This is a genomic window from Nocardia sp. NPDC050378 (assembly GCF_040655675.1).
Classification (GTDB): Bacteria; Actinomycetota; Actinomycetes; order Mycobacteriales; family Mycobacteriaceae; genus Nocardia; species Nocardia coubleae.
The window spans coordinates 487,549-508,388 of the sequence record NZ_JBFAKI010000002.1 but is presented as its reverse complement, the minus strand read 5'-3'; the positions used below and the strand labels follow the sequence as shown (position 1 = coordinate 508,388).

20 protein-coding genes are annotated in these 20,840 nt (G+C 69.4%); 9 read left to right on the top strand and 11 right to left on the bottom strand.

Annotation, left to right across the window (positions count from 1 at the left end; translation table 11 throughout):
* Positions 1–4 precede the first annotated feature (4 nt).
* The gene (locus AB0I35_RS06305; protein WP_357395014.1) at positions 5–2,758 is read left to right on the top strand and encodes a GNAT family N-acetyltransferase; all 2,754 of its coding nucleotides are present in this window, start codon (positions 5–7) and stop codon (positions 2,756–2,758) included.
* A gap of 236 nt (positions 2,759–2,994) precedes the next feature.
* On the opposite strand, the gene AB0I35_RS06300 is transcribed toward AB0I35_RS06305, so the two are convergent.
* The 3 genes from AB0I35_RS06300 to AB0I35_RS06290 all read right to left on the bottom strand — a co-directional run bounded on the left by AB0I35_RS06300 (position 2,995) and on the right by AB0I35_RS06290 (position 6,417).
* Positions 2,995–3,963 (bottom strand): sigma-70 family RNA polymerase sigma factor, encoded by a 969-nt coding sequence (locus tag AB0I35_RS06300; RefSeq protein WP_067492821.1) that lies wholly within the window; start codon positions 3,961–3,963, stop codon positions 2,995–2,997.
* A 168-nt stretch (positions 3,964–4,131) separates the two neighbouring features.
* Complete coding sequence (locus AB0I35_RS06295) at positions 4,132–5,649, bottom strand: methyltransferase (protein ID WP_357394689.1); 1,518 nt, start codon at positions 5,647–5,649, stop codon at positions 4,132–4,134.
* Positions 5,650–5,691: 42 nt separating this feature from the next.
* Positions 5,692–6,417 (bottom strand): VOC family protein, encoded by a 726-nt coding sequence (locus tag AB0I35_RS06290; protein ID WP_357394688.1) that lies wholly within the window; start codon positions 6,415–6,417, stop codon positions 5,692–5,694.
* 245 nt (positions 6,418–6,662) lie between these two features.
* Between AB0I35_RS06290 and AB0I35_RS06285 the strand changes: the two genes are divergently transcribed.
* Positions 6,663–8,021, top strand: coding sequence for an MFS transporter (locus AB0I35_RS06285; RefSeq protein ID WP_357394687.1), 1,359 nt, complete (start codon positions 6,663–6,665; stop codon positions 8,019–8,021).
* On the opposite strand, the gene AB0I35_RS06280 is transcribed toward AB0I35_RS06285, so the two are convergent.
* Positions 8,001–8,411 (bottom strand): DUF3099 domain-containing protein, encoded by a 411-nt coding sequence (locus AB0I35_RS06280; RefSeq protein WP_356984023.1) that lies wholly within the window; start codon positions 8,409–8,411, stop codon positions 8,001–8,003. The genes AB0I35_RS06285 and AB0I35_RS06280 overlap by 21 nt on opposite strands.
* Positions 8,412–8,495: 84 nt before the next feature.
* Here AB0I35_RS06280 and AB0I35_RS06275 point away from each other — a divergent pair, with 84 nt between their 5' ends.
* Positions 8,496–8,735 (top strand): DUF3039 domain-containing protein, encoded by a 240-nt coding sequence (locus tag AB0I35_RS06275; RefSeq protein WP_067493022.1) that lies wholly within the window; start codon positions 8,496–8,498, stop codon positions 8,733–8,735.
* On the opposite strand, the gene AB0I35_RS06270 is transcribed toward AB0I35_RS06275, so the two are convergent.
* Positions 8,705–9,841, bottom strand: a complete 1,137-nt coding sequence (locus AB0I35_RS06270; protein WP_357394686.1) for a YihY/virulence factor BrkB family protein — start codon at positions 9,839–9,841, stop codon at positions 8,705–8,707. The genes AB0I35_RS06275 and AB0I35_RS06270 overlap by 31 nt on opposite strands.
* Before the next feature lie 251 nt (positions 9,842–10,092).
* Between AB0I35_RS06270 and AB0I35_RS06265 the strand changes: the two genes are divergently transcribed.
* Positions 10,093–11,769, top strand: a complete 1,677-nt coding sequence (locus AB0I35_RS06265) for a DEAD/DEAH box helicase (RefSeq protein WP_067493026.1) — start codon at positions 10,093–10,095, stop codon at positions 11,767–11,769.
* A 183-nt stretch (positions 11,770–11,952) separates the two neighbouring features.
* On the opposite strand, the gene AB0I35_RS06260 is transcribed toward AB0I35_RS06265, so the two are convergent.
* Positions 11,953–12,558 carry a TetR/AcrR family transcriptional regulator gene (locus AB0I35_RS06260; protein WP_357394685.1) on the bottom strand — a complete coding sequence of 202 codons (606 nt, stop codon included), beginning with the start codon at positions 12,556–12,558 and terminating at the stop codon, positions 11,953–11,955.
* A gap of 150 nt (positions 12,559–12,708) precedes the next feature.
* Between AB0I35_RS06260 and AB0I35_RS06255 the strand changes: the two genes are divergently transcribed.
* Positions 12,709–13,446, top strand: a complete 738-nt coding sequence (locus AB0I35_RS06255) for an SDR family oxidoreductase (RefSeq protein ID WP_357394683.1) — start codon at positions 12,709–12,711, stop codon at positions 13,444–13,446.
* Positions 13,447–13,713: 267 nt separating this feature from the next.
* Here the strand turns inward: AB0I35_RS06255 and AB0I35_RS06250 are convergent, their stop codons facing one another.
* Together AB0I35_RS06250 and AB0I35_RS06245 are read right to left on the bottom strand one after the other, a co-directional pair.
* Entirely contained in the window at positions 13,714–14,262 is a 549-nt protein-coding gene (locus AB0I35_RS06250) for a hypothetical protein (RefSeq protein WP_357394682.1), read from the bottom strand.
* Positions 14,262–16,121 carry a DEAD/DEAH box helicase gene (locus AB0I35_RS06245; RefSeq protein WP_357395013.1) on the bottom strand — a complete coding sequence of 620 codons (1,860 nt, stop codon included), beginning with the start codon at positions 16,119–16,121 and terminating at the stop codon, positions 14,262–14,264. The genes AB0I35_RS06250 and AB0I35_RS06245 overlap by 1 nt, the downstream gene beginning before the upstream one ends.
* 127 nt (positions 16,122–16,248) lie before the next feature.
* Between AB0I35_RS06245 and AB0I35_RS06240 the strand changes: the two genes are divergently transcribed.
* A complete protein-coding gene (locus AB0I35_RS06240; RefSeq protein WP_357394680.1) occupies positions 16,249–17,001 on the top strand; it encodes a TetR/AcrR family transcriptional regulator in 753 nt (250 codons plus the stop codon).
* Positions 17,002–17,098: 97 nt separating this feature from the next.
* Here the strand turns inward: AB0I35_RS06240 and AB0I35_RS06235 are convergent, their stop codons facing one another.
* Together AB0I35_RS06235 and AB0I35_RS06230 are read right to left on the bottom strand one after the other, a co-directional pair.
* On the bottom strand, positions 17,099–17,293 hold the full coding sequence (locus tag AB0I35_RS06235; RefSeq protein WP_029903635.1) for a hypothetical protein: 195 nt from the start codon (positions 17,291–17,293) through the stop codon (positions 17,099–17,101).
* A gap of 105 nt (positions 17,294–17,398) precedes the next feature.
* Positions 17,399–17,572, bottom strand: coding sequence for a hypothetical protein (locus tag AB0I35_RS06230; RefSeq protein WP_357394679.1), 174 nt, complete (start codon positions 17,570–17,572; stop codon positions 17,399–17,401).
* A 126-nt stretch (positions 17,573–17,698) separates the two neighbouring features.
* Between AB0I35_RS06230 and AB0I35_RS06225 the strand changes: the two genes are divergently transcribed.
* The 3 genes from AB0I35_RS06225 to AB0I35_RS06215 are packed head-to-tail and all read left to right on the top strand — an operon-like array spanning position 17,699 to position 19,770.
* Positions 17,699–18,088, top strand: coding sequence for a DUF952 domain-containing protein (locus AB0I35_RS06225; protein ID WP_357394677.1), 390 nt, complete (start codon positions 17,699–17,701; stop codon positions 18,086–18,088).
* A gap of 18 nt (positions 18,089–18,106) precedes the next feature.
* Complete coding sequence (locus tag AB0I35_RS06220; RefSeq protein WP_067492837.1) at positions 18,107–18,589, top strand: TrkA C-terminal domain-containing protein; 483 nt, start codon at positions 18,107–18,109, stop codon at positions 18,587–18,589.
* 5 nt (positions 18,590–18,594) lie between these two features.
* Positions 18,595–19,770: a cation:proton antiporter gene (locus tag AB0I35_RS06215; protein ID WP_357394676.1), complete on the top strand. Its 1,176-nt coding sequence runs from the start codon at positions 18,595–18,597 to the stop codon at positions 19,768–19,770.
* On the opposite strand, the gene AB0I35_RS06210 is transcribed toward AB0I35_RS06215, so the two are convergent.
* Positions 19,771–20,661 carry an MHYT domain-containing protein gene (locus AB0I35_RS06210; RefSeq protein WP_357394675.1) on the bottom strand — a complete coding sequence of 297 codons (891 nt, stop codon included), beginning with the start codon at positions 20,659–20,661 and terminating at the stop codon, positions 19,771–19,773. It lies immediately after the preceding gene.
* Positions 20,662–20,840: the final 179 nt, after the last annotated feature.

Here is a 20,840-nt window from a genome sequence, read left to right as displayed (position 1 = left end):
ACTGCTGCCCGACACCCCCGATACCCCCGCGAACCCGCCCGCGCCGCCGCCGCAGTTGTTCGGCGATGTGCTGGCGGCCGACGGCGGGGTGGTGCGGATCCGTCCGATCGTGCCCGCCGATGCCGACGCGCTGGCGGATTTCCACGCCCGGCTGTCGGACCGCACCCGCTACCTGCGCTATTTCGGTCCCTATCCGAGAATCTCGCCGAAGGACATGTACCGCACCACCCATGTCGACTATCACGACCGGGTGGGTTTGGTCGCGGTGCTCGGTACCGCGATCATCGCGGTGGCCCGCTACGAACTGCTCGACCGGCCGGGACCGCGCGCGGCCGAGGTGGCGTTCGTCGTCGCCGACGAACACCAGGGGCGCGGACTCGGGTCGATCCTGCTCGAGCACCTCGCGGGTGCCGCCGCCGAGAACGAGGTGGAGACGTTCACCGCCGAGGTGCTGGCCGAGAACGAGGCCATGATCACGGTGTTCCGTGACGCCGGCTACCAATTGCAGCGCAGCCGCGACGGCTCCGAGGTGCACCTGGAGTTCGCGATCGACCCCACCGAGGCCTTGCGCACCGTGCGGGACGCCCGGGAGGCGGCGTCGGAGGCGCGCAGTGTCGGGAATCTGCTCGCCCCCGGTTCGGTTGCGGTGATCGGCGCGTCGCCGGAGAGCACGCGGGTCGGTGGCGCCGTGCTGGCCAATCTGCTCGCCGGGGGCTTCGCCGGCCCGGTGTTCCCGGTGAATCCGCATCGCCGGTCGGTGCGCGGGGTGCGCGCCTACGCCACCGTTCGCGAGATTCCCGACGAGGTCGACCTCGCCGTCGTCGCGGTGCCGCCCGCCGCGATCGGATCGGTGCTCGACGACTGCATGGCCAAGGGCGTCAAAGGCTTGATCGTGCTCACCGCCGGGTTCGGGGAGACCGGGCCCGCGGGACTGGCCGCTGAGCAGGACCTGGTGGCCGCCGCCCGGGGGCACGGGATGCGAGTGGTCGGACCGAGCGCGCTCGGCATCGCCAACACCGACCCGGCCGTAGGGCTCAATGCCACCCTCGCCCCGGTACTGCCGCAGCGTGGGCGGATCGGGTTCTTCTGCCAGTCCGGCCCGCTCGGCGCCGCCATTCTCGCCGAGGCAGCCACCCGCAATCTCGGGGTGTCGACGTTCGTGTCGGCGGGCAACCGGGCCGATGTGTCGGGCAACGACCTGCTGCAGTACTGGGACACCGCCGCCGACACCGAGGTGATCCTGCTCTACCTGGAGAGTTTCGGTAATCCGCGCAAGTTCTCCCGGCTCGCGCGGCGGGTGGCGCGCGGCAAACCGATCGTGGCCGTGAGCAGCGGCAGACTGGCCGCCGGCGCCGATATGGATCGCACAGTGGTGCGTGACCTGTTCGCCCAGGCCGGAATCATCCAGGTGGACTCCATCTCCGAACTGTTCGACTGCGCCGCCCTGCTGGCGTGTCAGCCGTTGCCGCGCGGACCGCGGGTAGCGGTGGTCGGCAACAGCGCTGCCCTGAACTGGCTGGCCATCGACGCGGCCACCAGCGAGGGCCTGCGTATCCACCGCCCGCCCACAGCCGTCGACCGCGGCCCCGGAGCCCGGCCCACCGAACGCGGACCGGGCGGTCCGGAAAGCGACGTCGGAGGTGTGGCGGCTGACGGGCCGGTGGATCTGGGGCCGGAGGCGACCCCTGCCGACTTCCGGGAGGCTGTGCTGGCGGCTCTGCGCAGCGAGGACGTCGATGCGGTGATCGTGGTTGTCGCGCCGCCGGTGCCGGTGCATATGGGTGGGTTCGCGGATGCGTTGCGTGCGGCTGCGGCCGCCGCACCCGACCGGGACAAACCGGTGCTCACCACCTTTGTGGCGGAATCCGGAATCCCCGATCTGCTCGCGGTGCGGTCGACCGGTGGTGCGCCAGGACGCGGATCCATCCCGTCGTATCCCGATCCGGAACGTGCCGCCCGTGCGCTGGCCAGGGTCGATCGCTACGCGCGCTGGCGGGATCGGCCCGTCTCGCCGGTGGTTCGTCCTCCTGGCATCGACACCGCCGCGGCGACCGCGCTGGTGGAGCAGTGGTCGGCCGAGTCGTCGGGACGGTGGCTCACCGATGACGAGGCGGTGCGGTTGCTCGAGTGCTACGGCATCGACATCGTCGACTTCCGGGCGGTGCGTGACGCGGAGCAGGCGGTGGCCGCAGCCGAGGAACTTGGCTACCCGGTCGCCGCGAAGGCCACCGGTGAGCTGTGGCGGCGCAGACCCGATCTGATCGGGGTGCGATTGGATCTGTGGGGGCCCGACGCGGTCCGTCAGGCGTACACCGATCTCGTCGCGATCTGCGGCGATCCCCTGCTGCACGTGCAGAAGATGGCCACCAAGGGCGTCGGCTGCGTGCTGAGCGTCACCGACGACCCGTCGTTCGGTTCGGTCGTCGAGTTCGGCTTGTCCGGCATGATCATGGACCTGCTCGGCGACCGTGCCTACCGCGCGCTACCGCTGACCGCCGACGAGGCGGCCGCCCTGATCGACGCACCGCGCGCCGCACCACTGCTCTCGCCCGGCCCGGCCGGACCGGGTGTCGACAAGGCAGCACTCATCGAACTGGCCCAACGCATTTCGGCCCTCTTCGACGACATCCCCCAGATGCGCGAACTGTCCTGCGACCCCGTCCTGGCTTCCCCCGGCTCGGCCGAGATCATCTACGCCCGCGCCCGCATCGGCCCCCAACCCACCCGCTTCGACACCGGCCCCCGTCGGCTGGCATGAACGACCACACGCCCACGTCGGCGCACCTGGCGCCCGCTCAGTGGCGGTCCATGCCACCGACGGAGCGGTGGTGAACGGACAACGCCGACCGGTTCGCGACCCCGGAGGGGGATGGAGTCACGGACACCGGTCGGCGTTTCGGAAGACGACCCCTGAGGGCCGTCAGGTCTGGGTCAGCGCCGGCAAGTCACCGTCTACACGACGACAGCGGGATCGGCACGGCGCCGACAGGGGGATCAGCTCGCGTAGGCACGCAGACGGTCGGCGCGCTCACCCTTGCGCAGCTTCGACATGACCTCGCGCTCAATCTGGCGCACCCGCTCGCGCGACAGGCCGAACAGCTTGCCGATCTGGTCGAGGGTGCGGGGCTGCCCGTCGTCGAGGCCGAAGCGCAGGCGGATGACCTGCTGTTCGCGTTCGTCGAGGGTGGCCAGAACACTGCGGACGTCGTGGTGGAGCAGGCCCGCGATCACGGCACTCTCGGCCGAGGTGGCCTCGGAGTCCTCGATGAAGTCGCCGAGGGGTGCTTCCTCGTCGTTACCGACGGGCATGTCCAGGCTCACCGGGTCGCGGCTGTGGTCGAGCAGGTCGGCGATCTTCTCCACCGGGATGCCCGACTCGTTGGCCAGTTCGGCATCGGTGGCCTCGCGACCGAGCTGCTGATGCAGTTCGCGCTTGATCCTGGCGAGCTTGTTCACCTGTTCGACCAGGTGCACGGGCAGCCGGATGGTGCGGCTCTGATCGGCCATACCCCTGGTGATGGCCTGGCGGATCCACCAGGTGGCGTAGGTGGAGAACTTGAAGCCCTTGGCGTAGTCGAACTTCTCCATCGCGCGGATGAGGCCGAGGTTGCCCTCCTGGATGAGATCGAGCAACGGCATGCCGCGGCCGGTGTAGCGCTTGGCCAGCGAAACCACCAGGCGCAGGTTGGCCTCGAGCAGGTGCGAGCGGGCGGCTTGCCCCTCACGCACCAGAACGGCCAGGTCACGCTTGCGGGCCGCCGATAACCGCTTGCCGGTCTCGAGCAGGTGCTGGGCATACAGGCCCGCCTCGATACGCTTGGCCAGCTCGACCTCGTCGGCCGCCGTGAGCAGCGCCGTGCGGCCGATCCCGTTCAGGTACACGCGTACCAGGTCGGCGGCGGGGCTCTGGGCGTCGATATCGGACTCGCTGGGGCGCACTCGAGTAGTGGCGGGGCTTGTCATGACTTGCCTCCTGTCGGTGGTGTCTCACTCCGATCAACGGACCCGACTTAGAGAAAGTTCCCGATCCCGTGCGTAATAAACCGCTCTGAGCTGCGGATTTATCCGTGCACGGCTGAGAAGTTCCTGAGAAGGACGCCGTCGTGGAACGCGTGCCCCGTCCGGCCCGGTCTACACCGGCCGTATCAATCCGTGGCGGACGAGACCGGCGACCACGCCGAGGGCCTCGGCCGCGAACTCGGGGGTCACCTGCTCGGCTCCGTCGGCGAGCGCGAGCAGTTCGATCAGTTCGTACAACGGCAGACCGTCGGCCCGCATTCCCGCGACGAGCGCGACGGTCGTCTCGTCGACCTCGTGCTGCCAGCGCGGACCGTCGCCGCGGTGCAAGCGCGCCACCTGCTCGGCCCAGCCGTCCGCACCCGGCAGGTACACCCGTTCCAGGGCAGTGGCCGGGCTCGGCGCGAAACGTGAACGCCACGCGAGGTTTTCGTCCGCGGCCACCGCTCGTAACCAGGCCGAACGGGCGAAATAGTCGCCCACTTCGGCTCCGAGCGGGTCGTCGAAGCCGTGTGTGAGGTCCTCGGCCAGCAGTTCGGTCGGCCCGTCGATGGCCCGCAGGTAGACGAAGCCGAAGCCGATGCCCGCCACGTCGGCGGCCTCGAAGGCATCGAGCCAGCGTGCCGCGCGTTCCTGCGCCTCCGGGTCGCGCGGGTCGAGGCCCGCGTCACGCAACCAGGTGCCCACATACAGTCCGGGATCGGCGACATCGCGCTGCACCACCCAGGCGTCGACGCCGTGTTCCGGCAACCACGACGACACCCGCTGGCGCCAGTCCTGCCCCTCGACATGCACCCAGGCGGCGAGCATGGCCGCCGTACCGCCGGGTGCGAGCAGCCCGGCGGCCTGCCCGATCACCAGCTCGCTCGCTCCGTCGAGCGCGAGCCCGGAGTCGCGGTAGGTGTGTTCGATGCGTGCGGGTCCCACGACGAAGGGCGGATTGGCGACGATCTGATCGAACCGCCTGCCCGCCACCGGCTCGAACCACGACCCTTCGAGCAGCTCGATCTCGAGTTCGTTGAGCGCGGCGGTGGCCTGTGCCAGCCAGAGCGCGCGCGGATTCACATCGGTGGCGGTGATCTTGTCCGCGTAAGCGGCCGCGTGCACGGCCTGCACACCGCAGCCGGTGCCCAGATCGAGCACGGTGCCAACCGGTTCGGTCGGGGTGGCCCGCAGCAGCGAGAGCGAGGCGTGGCCGACGCCGAGAACGTGCTCCTCGGTGAGGGTTCGCCTGCGCATCGAGTCGTCGAGATCGGACAGGATCCAGCGGTTCCCGTGGCCGGCGTCGAGCGGGCGCAGGTCGAGTGCGGCGCTCACCTCGTCGCCGTCGCTGGTGAGCAGCCCGGCGGCCACGGCGTCGTCGACGCGCACCGGCGCCAGCGCCGCGGCCACGTCGGCTTCGGGCAGTGCGTCGCCGAGCAGCAGCAACCGGATCAGTGTGCCGAGCTCACCGGCGTCGCGCGCGGCGCGACGCACCGGCACCGGCTCCGAACGACCGAGCGCCGCATGCACATCCGGACCGAGCGCGTCGACCAGCCCGTCGGCGGTGTAGTCGACCCGGGTCAGCGCCGCGCGCAGATCCGGGCACAGTGCGGTGAGCAGGGAACCGGTGGTGGTGGGGTTCGTAGGCACCCGACCACTCTGCCAGCCTCGGCGAACCGTGCCTCGGCCAGCTCAGGAAGGCTTGCGGGAGGTCACGCAGTAGGGGCTGCCACTGGGATCGGCGAGGACGATCCAGAACTCCTCGTCCACGAGACGGGTGGCGCCGAGGGATTCGTGCCAGGTGGCGACGGCGGACATGTCGGTGGCCGCGAAATCGATGTGGGCGCCGGGGTGCCGAGGCTCGCCGAGGCGTTGCAGCAGGAACTGCAGTGGTTGTCCGGGATCGCGCAGGCGTGTGAACTCGGGGCGTCGGGTCGATTCGGGGGACCACCCGGTGAGCGCGTGCCAGAACGAGGTGTCGGCGTCGAGGTCGGTCGGCGCGAGGTCGAGGCAGATCTGATCCAGTGCCGCGACGTTCCCATCGGGCGCCGTGACCCGTGCCATCGCATCGGTAGCGGGGGACGGGCCGGCAGGAGTGAAACAGAAGGTCTGTCCCGCAGGTGATTCCATCACTGTGTAGTCGGGATCGACCAGAACGACCTGGGCCCCGAGTGCCGTCGCCTCGGCTACCGCGGCGGGGATGTCGTCGACATCCAGGTCGAGGTGGATCCCGCCTGCGCCGCCCACCCGCTGCATCTTCAGCCACGCGGGCCCGGTCGACGGCCGCAACGTGACGAACTCGCCGTGCGCTCCCCGCGGCGGCGACACCGTCGACCCGGTCGCCTCCGCCCAGAACCGTACGCACTCGTCGTAAGTGGCCGCGGGCCGGTCGATGAACGCCCAGGTCCAACGAATCATAGTGTCTCCCTGGTAGATCGGAGGTTCGAGACACCGCCACGTAAAGCAAGGCCCGACCGTCACGAAACCGGCGGAGACCGTGCGGCACGGGCGTCGGCGGCTCCTTTCGCACGGTATGCCGTGCAGGCCGCGCTGTCGACCGAAACGCTGCGCCCGGTCGCCGCGACCCGGCCGACCGATCGAATTGGCCGGATATCGACGAAACGTGTCACTCCGGCCACTCGTTCGAAACGGCAACATCCATCATGATCACCAGGGTGACCGACCTGCGCCCACTCACTCCGCCCGCCGGTGAAGTCCCGATCGAACCCGAACCAGCGGTGGTCGGCCGGCTCGTCGACGAACCCCGCCGCGTCCTGCACCCGGCCTGGATCGTCGCGGGCGTCGGCTTCGTCGCGCTCCTCGGCGCGGCGGCGTTCCGTTCGGTTCCCAGCGTCCTGATCGAACCGTTGCACGACGAGTTCGGGTGGTCACACGCGACGATCTCGGCCGCCGTCTCCCTGAACATGCTGCTCTACGGCCTGATCTCGCCGTTCGCCGCGGCGCTGATGGACCGGTTCGGTATCCGCCGGGTGGTGTGCGCGGCGCTGGTGCTGATCGCCGCGGGCGCCGGGCTGACGGTGTTCATGACCCAGGCCTGGCAGTTGCTGATGACTTGGGGTCTGCTGGTCGGTATCGGCGTCGGCTCGATGTCCATGCCGTTCGTCGCCACCATCACCGGCCGCTGGTTCGTCCGCAGCCGGGGCTTGGTGACGGGCATCCTGACGGCGGCGGGCGCGACGGGACAACTGGTGTTCCTGCCACTGGTCTCGATGCTCGCCCACGACCACGGCTGGCGCCTGCCGTCGATGATCGTCGCGGCCGTGGCCCTGGCGGTGGCGCCGCTGGTGTGGTTGTTCGTGCGCGACTATCCGAGCGATGCGGGCGTGCGCGCCTACGGTGCCGAACCCGGCTCGGACGTCGGGGTGCGGCGACCGGTCGCCGGGGGCGCGGGCCGCGCGCTGCGGGTGCTCGCCGCAGCCGCCCGTAGGCCCGGATTCTGGTTGCTCGCAGGCGGTTTCGCGGTCTGCGGCGCATCGACGAACGGCCTGGTCGGTACCCATTTCGTCACCGCCGCGCACGACCACGGCATGCCACCGACCACGGCGGCCGGGCTGCTGGCACTGGTCGGGGTCTTCGATGTAGTGGGCACCATCGCCTCGGGGTGGCTGTCGGACCGGGTGGACCCGCGCTATCTGCTGCTCGGCTACTACTCGCTGCGCGGGCTGTCGCTGCTGATCCTGCCGTCGCTGCTCGGCCCACACACCCAGCCGAGCATGTGGGTGTTCATCATCTTCTACGGCCTGGACTGGATCGCGACGGTCCCGCCGACGGTGCTGCTGTGCCGGGAACTGTTCGGTGCCGACGGTCCGATCGCGTTCGGCTGGGTGTTCGCCGCCCACCAGGTCGGTGCGGCGATCGCGGCCACCGGCGCGGGCTTCATCCGCGACCTGAACGGTTCCTACGACCTGGCCTGGTACGTGGCGGGCGGGTTGTGCGGCGCGGCGGCGCTGATGTCGATCCTGATCAGGCGGCCCGGCCGATCACTCGAGGGCTTTGCGTGAGCGCGCCTCCAGGGCGATCTCCTCGCGGCGCCCGTCCCAGCGGCTCGGTTCGTCCTTGGTACGTGGCGGTCGGTCGTTGGCGACCAGCACCGCGATCCACGGCAGCGGTACCGACGCGGCGATGATGAGGATCGAGATGAGCGGGTTCTCGAACACGCTGTAGGCGATGGCCGCCAGGATCAGGCACGGGATCCGGAAACCCATGATGATCATGTAGCGGCGTACCCGGGCGCGATGCTGCTCGTCGAGCGAGGTCGCGGCCTCGGTGATGAGCACGGGATGCTCACCGGAGTCGCGGAAGAACCCCCGCGAGGCACCTTTGCCCGGCAGGTGCACTTCGGGTTCCGGGGTCGGATCGCCGGCGCCGGGGGACTCGCCGTTGGACTGCATGCTCCCGAGTCTCCCACTTGCCGTCGCCGGACGCACACGCGGCTGGTCAGCGAGCCACCGCCCGGATGCGGCATCATGGAAGGCATGAGTACGGACACTCTGGTACGCCCGGAAACCACGACCGACGAGACGACCGGTGACGACGTCCCCAAGTTCTTCCACTACGTGAAGAAGGACCGGATCGCCGAAAGTGCCGTGATGGGCACCATGGTCGTCGCGCTGTGCGGTGAGGTGTTCCCGGTGACCCGTTCGCCCAAGCCCGGCTCACCGGTCTGCCCGGACTGCAAGAAGGTCTACGAGCGCTTGCGCAAGGGCGGCGACTGAGCCGGTTCCGCCGTCGGTGACGCCGGCGCCTCCGTCGAGGCGTCGGCGCTTTCGTCGTGCTCGCTGTCGCTTTCGTCGTCACCCAGTACCTGACTGGTGATCCATTCCTTCACCTGTTCGATGCGGGTGGCACGCGCGGGCCAGAACTCCTGCACCGCCGCGTTGAACTCCGCGCCGAGGATCACGGCGAAGCCGAGGAAATAGGTGAACAGCAGGAAGGCGATCGGGGTGGCCAGCGCGCCGTAACTCACCCCGGTGTCGGTGATCCAGGACAGGTAGCGGCGCAGCAGGTCGCTGGCGGCCATGAAGAACACCCCCGCCACCAGTGCCCCGGCGAATAACCGGTGCCACGGCAGCGATTTGTGCAGCGCGAGCTTGTAGAGCGTGGTGAGCCCGACGATGAGCAGCAACCCGACGATCGGGTAGTAGAACGTGTCGATCACCCGCAGCCCTGGCTCCCGCCAGGCATCGGGCAGGACCCGCCCGATCCGGGTGGGACCGAGCGCGATCATCGGCAGCAGCAGCACCGCCGCGACCAGGAACTGCACGTACAGCAGCAACGCGAAGATACGCTGCCACACCGGGTGACGGGCGTCCTGCTGACCGTGTGCCTCGACGATCGCGTCGACGAAGGTCGCCATGGCCGAGGACCCGGCCCACAGCGACAGCACGAAACCGAAGGACACCACCGCGCCACGGCCACGGCCGAGCACATCGTCGACGGTGGGTTCGATCAGATCCGACACCACCGACGGGCTGAAGAAGTCCCGGCTGAACGCGATGATCTTGGCTTCCACGATCTGCACGGTGTCGGGCCCGAACAGCCCGCCCACGTAGCCGAGGCTGCCGAGCAGGCCGAGCAGCAGCGGGGCCAGCGACAGCGTCTGCCAGAACGCCGCCGCCGCCGACTTGGCGAAAATCGAGTTGTCCCAGCACTTGTGTGAGACCCGGACGATCAGCTGCCACGCCGTGCGCAGCCAGGACAGCCACCGCGCGCGTTCGCGCGGATGTTGCCCGGCGGGCAGGGGTGCGGCCACGGCACCGCCCGGTCGCGGAGTGGTCGGCGGATACGCGGCGTCGGTCGCGTGGGCCTCGTTGTTGCTCATGTCGTTGTCCAGCATCCCGCACCGATGTCGACCATGGGGTGCGGGACGAGCATCGTGTCGGTGGGTAACAGGTAAATGGCCGGTGACCTCGGCCGGGATGTGACGCCCGTCGCGCACGCCGCGTCGGTGTTGGCGACACGCCGTATCGGGCGGCTAGGGTCGTCTGCGTGACTGGGTCGGGTGGCGTCGCTGCGGCGAGAGAAGCGGGTACACCGGGCGATTCGACGGCGGGTGGTGCGTCGGGCGGTTCCCTGCGCGCCTGGCAGCGCCGAGCCCTGACGAAATACCTGGCCACCAAGCCGCGCGACTTCCTGGCGGTCGCCACGCCCGGTGCCGGTAAGACGACCTTCGCGCTGCGGGTTGCCGCCGAGTTGCTGGCGGATCGGACGGTGGATCAGATCACCGTCGTCGCGCCGACCGAGCACCTCAAGCACCAGTGGGCCGCCTCCGCGGCGCGCTCGGGTATCCAGCTCGACTCCCGCTTCTCCAACTCCACCGGCGGCACCTCAGGTGACTACCACGGTGTGGTCGTCACCTACGCCCAGGTCGCCGCGCACCCCACCCGGCACCGGGTGCGCACCGAGAACCGCCGGACCCTGGTGATTCTCGACGAGATCCACCACGCGGGCGACGCGAAATCCTGGGGTGAGGCCACCGAGGAGGCGTTCGGTGACGCCACCCGCCGCCTCGCCCTCACCGGAACGCCCTTCCGCAGCGACGATTCCAAGATCCCGTTCGTCACCTACGAACCCGACGAGTCCGGTTTCCCGCGTTCGCGCGCCGACCACTCCTACGGGTACGCCGACGCCCTCGCCGACGGCGTCGTCCGTCCCGTGGTGTTCCTCGCCTACTCCGGTGACGCGCACTGGCGCGACAGCGCGGGCGAGGAACACACCGCCCGCCTCGGCGAGCCCCTCAGTGCCGAACAGACCGCCCGCGCCTGGCGCACCGCGCTCGACCCCGCGGGCGACTGGATCTCGGCGGTGCTGCGCGCGGCCGACACCCGGCTGCGGCAGTTGCGGTCCTCCGGCATCCCTGATGCCGGTGGCCTGGTCATCGCCACCGATCAGGAACGCGCCCGCGACTACGCCGAACTGCTGGAACACATCTCGGGCGAGCGGCCCGCGCTGGTGCTCTCCGACGACCCGCAGTCCTCGCAGCGCATCGGTGAGTTCGCGAGCAGCACCCAGCCGTGGATGGTCGCGGTGCGCATGGTGTCCGAAGGTGTCGACGTGCCGCGCCTCGCGGTGGGTGTGTACGCCACCAGCGCATCGACTCCGCTGTACTTCGCCCAGGCCATCGGGCGTTTCGTGCGCGCCCGCAAGCCTGGGGAGACAGCGAGCGTGTTCCTGCCGTCGGTGCCGGTGCTGCTGGATCTCGCCGCGCAGCTCGAGTTGCAGCGTGACCACGTGATCGGCAAACCGCACCGCGAGAAGAACGCCCTCGACGACGAACTGCTCACCGAGGCGAACAAGACCAAGGACGAGCCGGGCGAGGAGGAGAAGTCCTTCGTCGCCCTAGCCGCCGACGCCGAGCTCGACCAGGTGATCTACGACGGATCCTCCTTCGGTACCGCCACGTTCGCCGGCAGCGACGAGGAAGCCGACTACCTCGGCATCCCCGGTCTGCTCGACGCCGATCAGATGCGGGCGCTGCTGCGCGACCGTCAGTCGCGTCAGCTGTCGGAGCGCAGCGCCGCCGTCGCCGCACCTCAGCCCGCCGCCGTGGCCGAACGGGTCGCGACCTCGGACAAGCTGGGCGAACTGCGCCGCGAACTCAACAGCCTCGTCGCCATGCACCACCACCGCACCGGGAAGCCGCACGGCGTCATCCACGGCGAACTCCGCCGCGAATGTGGTGGTCCGCCAACGGCTCTGGCGACAGCCGATCAGCTCACGGAACGCATCGCGGCACTGCGCCGACGGTAGCGGCCGGCGCGTACGTGGGGTTGAGCTGCTTGTCGTGCGAGCACACGTTGTGGGCCGGGCGGCGTGCTCGTCGGCAGGGGCGGGTCGCGCCCACGGTGCCGCACCACGATCTTGTCGGCCAGGGCGGTCGACAACCCCCGGTGTGGCGGTACCGGCAGTCGCCTACGTCCGGGTTCGACAGATCTAGGCGGTTCGGGCTCCGGCGAGAATCTGGAGCGCGGAGTCGGCGGCGGCGGTGAGTTCGGAGTGGCCCACGCCGTCTCGTGCCTGGACGGACAGCCCGTAGAGGACAGTGCTGAAGAAGGCGGCGAGCGCGGCGGTGTCGGTGCCCGGTGTCAGATCGCCTTCGATGACGCCGCGTTCCAATCGGGCCTGGATGTCGGCCGTGGTGCGGCGGCGGGCCTCGGTGAGGAACTCGCGCACCGAGGCATTGCGGGTGGTGTAGGTGGCACCCGCGAGGACCACCATGCAGCCCTGAGGCAGGCCGGGGTCGGTGTACATGGCGATGTTGTCGTGCAGCATGGCCGCGATCGCGGCGTAGGCGGTGGGTTGCTCGCTCAGCGCCCGCGCGGTGCGTGCTCCTTCGGAGCTGCCGTAGAGCGCCACGGCTTCCCGGAACAGGGATTCCTTGTCGCCGAAGGCCGCGTACAGGCTGGGTGAGTTGATGCCCATGGCGGTGGTGAGATCGCTCATCGACGCGCCCTCGTAGCCGCGTTCCCAGAACACCTCCATGGCCCGGCGCAGGGCGACACCCCGGTCGAAAGCGCGGGGGCGACCACGTTCTGCCATGGGAAACCTTTCTGTGCCGATCGGTAAATATACCGCGATCGCCGCGGCCCAGCATTTCTGTATCGATTGATAAGAAAAACCTTGACGCGAGCCGGTCGGATGCGCTTCTCTCTTTTATGTATCGATCACTACAGAAGTGGAGCAGCCTTCATGTCGCACAGCACCACCGTCGCCCTGGTGACCGGCGCCAGCCGGGGAATCGGCGCCGCCATCGCCCGGAAACTGGCATCTATGGGCGCGGATGTGGCGTTCACCTATCAGCGCGACGAGGTCGCCGCGAAGTCCGTCGCCGCCGACATCGAGACGCTGGGCAGGCGCGCCCTGCCGATCCAGGCCGACAGCGCCGATGCCGATGCCGTCGTCGCGGCCGTCGACCGCACCGCCCGCGAACTCGGCCGTCTGGACGTGCTGGTGAACAACGCGGGCATCTTCCCGGCCAAGCCGTACGAGAAGTTCACGCTCGCCGAGATCGATCGCGCGCTCGACATCCACGCCAGGGCACCGTTCGTCGCGGGCCAGGCCGCACTGGCCCACCTCGGCGAAGGGGGGCACATCATCTCCATCGGATCGAACCTCACCGACCGCGCCCTGTTCGGGGGCCTGGCTCTCTACAACCTGAGCAAGTCGGCCCTCAACGGCTACACCAAGGCGCTGGCCAGGGAGTTGGGCCCGCGCGGCATCACCGTCAACCTCGTCCAGCCCGGCCCCACCGACACCGACATGAACCCGGCGGCGGGCGAGCACGCACCCACGCAACGAGAGTTCAACGCGCTCGGCCGTTTCGGCACCCCCGACGACATCGCCGACCTGGTCGCCTTCCTCGCAGGCCCGTCGGCCCGCACGATCACCGGCGCAGTCATCACCGTCGACGGCGGCACCAACGCCTGACCCAGCCGGTTCGAATTACCGCCGACCATCAGGCGCCCATTTGGTACACGCCACGCGCAGCTGCCTGACACCCCACGGCATCGCCGATGCCCTACGCCGCTTGGATGTCGCCACGCCGCACCCAGCCCCCACGGGCCGAAGCCCCCGCCACGGTGCCACCTGGTGTGGCTGTTCCGCGGGGCACGGTTGGTGCCAGGGGGCGCGGTTGGTGCCACGGGGCGCGGCTGATGCCACGCGGCTCGCCCGACGCGGAGCCGCCGGGCGGGTTCAGCCGGTGACGGAGAAGAAGTAGGCAGGGTCGAGGGTGTGGATGGGGGTCCAGGGTGACTCGGCGACGGGCGCTTGCGGGTCGTGGGCGGTGTCGAAGTATCCCTGCAATTCCAATGCGAGGCGGGGGGTCTCGTCCACCTGACGGGCGATCGTGTAGAGCACCGCGAGCACGTGGAGGCAGCGCGGGGTGCGCGCGGAGCAGGAGCAGTCCGTGCTCACCAGGGTCGGGGCGGGGGAGTGGCCCGCGTCGAGCAGGGCTCGGTGCATGTCGTCGGTGACGACGGTCGCATCGGGGATCACCTGCTCGATCGCGGTCACCGCCGCGCGCGAGAGCGGCGCCACCTCCACGTGCGCGATCGAGGCCTGCCCGCCCCGATGCAGGTGCGCGCGTACCGTGCGGCCCTCGATCTCGGTGCGCACCCCGTTGTTGCGGGCGACACTGCGGGCGCGCGGCAGCAGCGGTTCGGGGCGGGTCTGGCGCAGCGGTTCGGCCAGCCGCACCCAGTCCTTACCCCACGGCGTGTACCCGAACTCGTTGTCTGCCATCAGTTCTCTCGCTTCCGTCGCAGGATGTCGACCAGGGCGTCGTCGTCGAGGCGAGCCAGTTCGGCGATGCCCGCGGCATCGGACAGGTCGGTAAGGGCCGACTTGCGGGTGTGCATGCCCGCGATGTGTTCCTCCACCGTGGTGGCGCTGGTGAGCGTGGTGACGGTGACCGTGCGCGTCTGCCCGATGCGGTGCGCCCGGTCCGAGGCCTGGGCCTCCACCGCCGGATTCCACCATCGGTCGAAGTGGATCACGTCGGCGGCGCGGGTGAGGGTGAGACCGGTGCCCGCGGCGCGCAGGCTCAGGATGAGAACCGGTGGGCCGTCGGGTGATTGGAACTCGCGAACGATCGCCGCGCGCTGATCGGCGTCGAGCCCGCCGTGGAAGAACGGCGCCCGCACCCCGAACTGTTCGGCCAGGTGGCGCACGAGCAGCTCGCCGGTCTGCCGGTACTGGGTGAAGATCAGCGTGGGATCACCGGTGTCGAGATTGGTCGCCACGATGTCGGTGCACAGCTCGAGTTTGCCGGAGCGCCCGGACAATTCGCCGAGGTCGCCGGTGACCAAGCCGGGGTGGTTGCACACCTGTTTGAGGTGCGTGAGCGCGGCGAGCACCCGGCCTTGTCGTTGCAGACCCGATCCGAAACCCTCGTCCAGGGCCGCGGCGAGCACCGTGTCGTAGGCCTTCTCCTGCTCCGGGGTGAGGTCGCACAGCAGGTCGCTGTGGATCTTGGCAGGCAGCGACGCCGCCACTTGAAGCTTCTTGCGGCCGAGAAGCACCGGTTCCACCGCGTCACGCAACCGCGCGGCCGCATCGGCCGAACCCTCCTCGATCGGCCGCACGAACCGGCGGCGGAACTGGGTGCGGTGCGCGAACAACCGGGGCACGGTGAGGTTGAGCAGGGCGAACAGTTCGTCGAGATGGTTCTCCACCGGGGTGCCGGTGAGCGCGACCTTGGCGTCGGCGGGCACCGCGCGCGCGGCCCGCGACACCTGGGTGCGCGGATTCTTCAACGCCTGCGCTTCGTCGAAGACGACGGTGGCCCACTGCTTCTCGGTCAGCGCCGACCCGTGCAGACGCAGCGTCGGATACCCGGTGACCACGACGGTCCCCGCGTCTGCGGGCACCGCACCGCCACGCCACGACACCACCGTCAGCCCGGGTGCGAACCGTGCGATCTCGTGCACCCAGTTCCCGACCAGCGAGGTCGGACACACCACCAGCTGCGGGCCCGCGGCCCGCCCCTGGAGGAACCCGATCGTCTGCACGGTCTTGCCGAGGCCCATCTCGTCGGCGAGCACCGCCCCGCCGTACGCGGCGACGGTCTCGCGCAACCACCCGACCCCACGCACCTGATACGGGCGAAGGGTTGCCTCGAGTACCCCGGCGAGGTCCGCCGCCGCGGCTTCGGTCTCCCGCACCACCCGCACCGCCCGCTCGGCCGACACGACCGCCGTTCCCACGGCGTTGGGCACCGCATGCGCCGCGATCGGCAGCTCGACCGGCGCGTTCGCGGCCGACCGTGCGTTCGCGGTCGGCCGCCCGCTCGCGCCGAGGTCGGTCGAGGCCCGCTCGTCGTCCGCGCCAGCTTCACCGGTGGTGGGCGCCTCCCGATGGCGATGGTCGACGTCTGTGCGGGCGTCGTCGAGGAGCATGCGCCAGGCCTGGGCCGAGGGGCCCAGATCGGCGGCGGGCAACTCGAGCAACTCCGAACCGGTCACGACGGCAGCGGGTACCTCGACCGGCTCGAGCGCCCTGCGCTCACCGACCGGCAGCGCCAGAATCAATGTCTCGGGGTCTCCGACGTCGTTCGGTGGGCGCCCGGCACGGAGTCCGCTCCAGGTCCACAGGGCGAACAGGTGACGATCGGGTAGATAGGTGGCCTGGATGGCGGGCAGAACATTCTCCTCTGATCGGGCAGCGCGAACAGGCTAATAACGTACACTGTACTGAATTTGTTCCCGACCGACCGGAAAGGTTCCGCGCGTGCCGACCGACGGCAGATCCACCGACCAGGCCGCCCAGCTCGTGCAGCTGCTGTGGCGTCATGCCCTGCCGGCCAAGCCCGGCGCGCGCGGACCCAAACCCGGCCTCACGGTCGACGCGGTCGTGGCGACAGGCATCGCCCTGGCCGATCGCGACGGCATCGGAAAGCTGACCATCCGCGCGGTGGCCGCCGCCCTGGACGTGCGTGCCATGAGTCTCTACACCTATGTGCCGAGCAAGGAGGCGCTGCTGGTGCTGATGGTCGACGCCGTGGCCGCCGAGGACGAGCCGATCCCCGCCGAGCTGCCGCTACGCGAGCGCATGATCGCCGTCGCGGACCGGGTCCGCGCCGAGCTCCTCGCTCACCCGTGGCTGCTCGAGGTGTCGCCGTGGCGCCAGGTCCTCGGCCCGGCGAGGATGCGCCGCTACGAGAACCAGCTGCGCGCCATCGACGGCGCGGGGCTGTCGGATCTGGCGATGGACCGCGCCATCGCGGTGCTCACCGATTTCGCCACCGGCAATGCCCGTCTCGCCGTCGCGGCGGCGGGCGCGGCCGACCAGCTCAGTGATGCCGATTGGTGGCGGGTACACGGCCCGCTGCTGGCCGAGGTGATGCCCGCCGACCAGTTCCCCCTCGCCGCGCGTGTGGGCACCACGGTGGGCGAGCACTATCAGGCCCCCGCCGATCCGGACGGCGCCTACGCCTACGGTGTCGCGACCCTGGTCGACGGCATCCTCGCCGACACCGCCTGACCCCGGACACCACAACAGCGGGCGCCGGAATCCGGTCGCCCGCTGTCGGGGGTTTTCTATTGTCGGATGTTGTTGTGTTCGGACGCGAGAGGAGTGGTCAGAGAGCTGGAGCCGATTCCGTGTCGATCACGGCTTCGAGCTCGCGCAAACGGTCCATGTGTTCATTCGCGTGGTGCTGGCAGAAGAGCAACTCGCCACCCGCGGGAAGAACGGCACGCACTCGGGCAGCCGCCCCGCAACGATCGCAACGATCGACCGCGGTCAGTGGGGTGCTGGTCAGGGTTCCTGGCATGACTCCTCCGTCCCGGCTCCCGGCGCTGCGTGGCCGTTCGCCTAGGTGTGGGCCCCGTGGTCACTCCACGTGGCTCGCGTCCGCTACTTCCCAGCAGTGGTACGACTACTCTGTCAGACGTTCGGGGTTCAGGCTTTGTTCCCGGAAGTGAATCTTTGTGTTTTCGATAACACGACCTGCGGTTTCGCTGAAAGCGAACATGCGCTGGTCGTCGATCTCGAGCACCCGCCGATCACCCGTGGCGCCGTTTCCCACCTCCTGTTCGATCCTGACACTCATCGACTGTGTCGCTCGCTGTGGTGTTGCTCGTTACGCCACGAGCTCGATCACCACCGTGCGGCCCCACCGCCCACCGTGTGACAGGGTCTTCACCGTCCGAACCTGTTGTCTACCCGGAGATTACCCGTGATATCCGACACTCACACGCTTGTTCACCTGTGTTCTTCCCAAGAGTGGCAACAATTTGCGCACGACGGGCAACGCCGCCCGCCGTCGCTGGCCGAGAGCGGCTTCGTGCACCTGTCCACCCCCGAACAGGTGCGGCTGCCCGCGAATCGCCTCTTCGCCGGTCGCACGGATCTGGTGCTGCTGTGGCTGGACGCGGCCCGGCTCGCGTCGCCGCTGAAGTGGGAGCCGGGCGTGCCCGGCGACCCGGAGTCGATGCTGTTCCCGCACCTGTACGGGCCGCTGCCGGTCGCCGCGGTGCTCGACGTCTCGCCCTATCGACCGGGCTCGGACGGCGTGTTCCATACCCCACGCCGACCGGGAGTGGCGCCGGACACAACCGGGCTCTGACGGGTCTATCGTGGATATGTGAATGTCGATGTCACAGCGCTACCGGGGATCGGAGTGCGCAAGGATTTCGAGGTCAGGTCGGGGCGCCGCGTCGGGGTGGTCGCCCATCGCGACGGTGACATCGATCTGATCGTGTCCAAGCCCGACGACCCCGACGCGATCGCCGCGCAGGTGCCGCTGTCGGTGGACGAGGCCTCGGTGCTCGCCAACCTGCTCGGCGCACCACAACTGGTGGCCAAGCTCAACGACGACCACCGCGACCTGCCCGGCATCACCACCCGTCAGCTCGTGTTGCTCGCCGAATCACCGTACGCGGGACGCACACTCGGCGAGACCGGGATGCGGACCCGCACCAAGACCTCGATCGTGGCCGTGATGCGTGCCGGCCAGCTCCACCCCTCACCAGGTCCGGACTTCACCTTCACCGAGGGCGACCAGCTCGTGGTCGTCGGCACGCCGGAAGGCCTGGACGCAGCCGCGAAAATTCTCACGCACGGCTGACGGCCGTGACCGCGCAGGCCCTGGCGCTGCTCGAACTAGGCATGATCTTGTTCGCGCTGGGGATCTGCGGCCGGATCGCGGGCCGGTTCGGCATGTCACCGATCCCGCTGTACCTGCTGGGCGGGCTGGCGTTCGGGCGTGGCGGTTTCGTGGAACTGGAGGGCGCGACCGAATTCGGTCACGTCGCCAGCGAGATCGGCGTGGTGCTGCTGCTGTTGCTGCTCGGGCTCGAATACACCGCACCCGAACTGATGACCGGGCTGCGCCGTTCCTGGACCGCCGGTGTGCTCGACCTGCTCGCCAACGCGCTGCCCGGCGCCGCCGTGGCCCTGATCCTCGGCTGGGGAGTTCTCGGCGCCGTGGTGCTCGGCGGCGTCACCTACATCTCGTCCTCGGGAATCGTGGCCAAACTGCTCGACGACCTCGGCCGCCTCGGTAACCGCGAAACCCCCGTGGTGCTCTCGATCCTGGTATTCGAGGACCTCGCGATGGCGGTGTATCTGCCCATCCTCACCATGATGCTGGCGGGCCTGAGCCTGCTCAGCGGGCTGGTGTCGCTGGCCGTCGCGCTGGCGACGATCACCGTGGTGCTCGTGGTGGCGTTGCGGTTCGGGCGGGTGGTCTCGGCGGTGCTCGACAGCACCGATCGCGAGGTGTTCCTGCTGCAGCTGATCGGCGCGGCGCTGCTGGTCGCCGGTGCCGCCTCGGCGCTGAACGTGTCGGCGGCGGTCGGCGCCTTCCTGCTCGGCATCGCGATCTCGGGGTCGACCGCGCAGGAGGCGGCCAAGCTGCTCGAACCGCTGCGCGATCTGTTCGCCGCCATCTTCTTCGTGGCCTTCGGCCTGTCCATCGACCCGGCCGCCATTCCGCCGGTGCTCGCCTGGGCGGCGGGGCTCGCGGTGGTCACCACGGGCACCAAGATGGTCGTCGGCTGGTGGGCGGCGAGCAGGCAGGGCATCGCGCGGGCGGGCCGGGCGCGAGCGGGTGCGGCGCTCGTCGCCCGCGGCGAATTCTCCATCGTCATCGCCGGTCTGGCGGTGAGCTACGGCACCGCCGACCACCGCCTCGTCGCGCTCGCGTCGGCCTATGTGCTGCTGATGGCGGTGCTCGGTCCGGTCCTCGCGCGCGTGATCGAACCCGTCGTCACTCGCGGTGGGCGCCGGAGCCTTTCGGCGACGTGACTAGTCGATGACCCGGCGTGGCCAGGCACCCGCCACGTCGTAGGCCAGTTCCTCCGTGCGGTATTCGATCGGCTCCTGCGTCCGCACCGGCGCGGGCATCGCGGGCGGCGGTACGGCACGCTTGCCCGGCTGGTGCCGGGAGGTGAGCCACATGCGTGGCAGCGCCTCCTCGTTCTCGATCTCGGTGAGGCTCACACTGATCAGTACCAGCATGGTGACGATGCTGCTCACGCCGATCAGCGGCGCGAGCAGGTCCATCGCCCCCGCGCCCGAAGGCGGGCCGCCATGATGGCCGGGGTGGGCCTTCATAGCCGCCATGCCTGTGTAATGCATGCCGGTGACGGCCACACCCATGATCAGCGAGGCGCCGATGGTGGCCAGAAAGCCCTTGACGCGCAAGGTGAACCACAGTGCGACGATCGAGGCGACCACCGCGATCACCAGCGACAGCGTGACGATCATCGCGTCGTAGGACACCGTGGCCGTGGACTTCATCGCATACATGCCCGCGTAGTGCATGGTGCCGACCCCGAGTCCGGCGATGGTGCCACCGCCCACCAGCGAGCGCAGCGTCGGCTGCGGTTTGTTCACCATGAACAGCCCGATCCCGACGACGACCATCGCCGTGACCGCGCTGAGCAGAGTCAGGGGGACGTCGTAGCGGATCTCCGCGCCCCGGATGCTGAACCCGAGCATGGCGATGAAATGCATGACCCAGATACCGGTTCCGCCGATCGCGATGGCGGCGCCGACGAGCCAGCTCACCCGTCCCTCGGTGGCGTTGCGTCCACGCGCGGCGCACTGCAGTCCGAGCAGGCAACCGGTGACGGACATGAAATAGGCGAGAACAGGGGTGATCCAGCCGTAGCTGAAGTGGTAGATGTCGAGCACGCCGCGCAAACCCTCAATGCCGGTACCGCTGACCGGTCGGCGGTAGAACGAAAAGCTGGACGTGACGATACGGCGAAAACCCCGAATTCGGTGCCATCACAGCACAATCCAGGAGTGTGGGTTTGATCACGAAACGATTACCGCGAGTTTTCTGTGGTAAACAGACCGTTCGGAATTCG